The following is a 1,239-nucleotide window of genomic DNA, read 5'->3' on the forward strand; positions in this document are numbered from 1 at the left end:
GTCCTGAAGGTTTTGCGGTCGTTCCGCCATTGTTCTTGTCTTTCGCCGATCCCCTTCGGTTTGCAAGCCAATGCGCCAAATTAACGGGCGCATGTCAAGCTCGCAAACACCGTCTTGTCGTCAGTAACGACAAGCAGAACGAGATATATTGATGTTCATTCCACCTGTGCGGTTATCAGGCTGGACTTTTTTCCGCAATGTCAAAAAAGGCCTGCCGCAAGGAAAGTGTTATTGAGCCGGGGTGCCCATTGGCGACCGTATCGCCGTCGATAGCCACCACCGGCATGGCGAGTGTCGTTGCGGAGCTGATGAACGCCTCGCGTGCCGCCTTGGCCTCGGCGACGGAAAAGCCGCGCTCCTCGATCTTCAGGCCGAGCTTGGCCGCCACTTCGAACATGGTCGTGCGGGTGATGCCGCGCAGGATGCCGTGCTCCGCCGGCCTGGTGACCAGGACGCCGTCCCGAGTGACGATCCAGGCATTGGACGAGCCGCCTTCTTTTACGTTGCCTTCGGCGTCGACGAACCAGGCTTCCTGCGCACCGGCCTCCTTTGCCTTCTGCTTGGCCAATACATTGGGCAGCAGCCCGACGGTCTTGATGTCGACGCGGTCCCAGCGGTTCTCCGGCACGGTGATGACCGCGATGCCGGTCTCGGCTCGCTTTGCTCCGGCTGCGGGGTCGGCCTTCCTGGCGGTCACCACCAGGGCCGGCTTGGTGTCTGCGGAAGGGAAGACAAAGTCGCGGCTGGCGACGCCGCGCGTCACCTGGACATAGACCAGGCCGTTGGCGACATGGTTGCGGTTGACCACCTCGCGCAGGATAAGCGGCAGCACGTGAGAGGTGACTGGCCAGGCGATCGACAATTCGGTCAGCGAGCGGTTCAGCCGCGCCAGATGGCGCGGCATGTCGACGATGAAGCCATGCGCCACCTCGCAGACCTCATAGACACCGTCGGCGAACTGATAGCCGCGATCCTCGATATGCACGGCAGCGTCGGCGTGCGTGACATAGCGCCCGTTGACATAGGCAATGCGCGGCATGGGCAACCTCTAAGAAATTCTGGGGCTTTCTTATGCGATTCCACCGCGGCCGTAACCGGCAAATGCTTGGCCCAGGCGCGGCTAACCCGCGTCAGACGCCCAGCGACTTCAGCTTGCGGTGCAGCGCGGAGCGCTCCATGCCGATGAACTCGGCGGTCTTCGAGATGTTGCCGCCGAACCGGTTGATCTGGGCGATCAGG

2 protein-coding genes are annotated in these 1,239 nt (G+C 62.0%); both read right to left on the bottom strand.

Features of this window, described 5'->3' with window-relative positions; genetic code table 11:
* Positions 1 to 175: 175 nt before the first annotated feature.
* The gene (locus tag EN964_RS35055) at positions 176 to 1,039 is read right to left on the bottom strand and encodes a D-amino-acid transaminase (protein ID WP_127267299.1); all 864 of its coding nucleotides are present in this window, start codon (positions 1,037 to 1,039) and stop codon (positions 176 to 178) included.
* A 91-nt stretch (positions 1,040 to 1,130) separates the two neighbouring features.
* Positions 1,131 to 1,239 (bottom strand): helix-turn-helix domain-containing protein (locus EN964_RS39170; RefSeq protein WP_164776416.1); only part of this gene is annotated, 109 nt, incomplete at its 5' end.

It is taken from the genome of Mesorhizobium sp. M7A.F.Ca.CA.001.10.2.1, from assembly GCF_003998575.1.
Classification (GTDB): domain Bacteria; phylum Pseudomonadota; class Alphaproteobacteria; order Rhizobiales; family Rhizobiaceae; genus Mesorhizobium.

Excerpts from the sequence above, each read along its gene's own strand:
- EN964_RS35055 (WP_127267299.1), bottom strand. The coding sequence starts at position 1,039 with ATGCCGCGCATTGCCTATGTCAACGGGCGCTATGTCACGCACGCCGAC.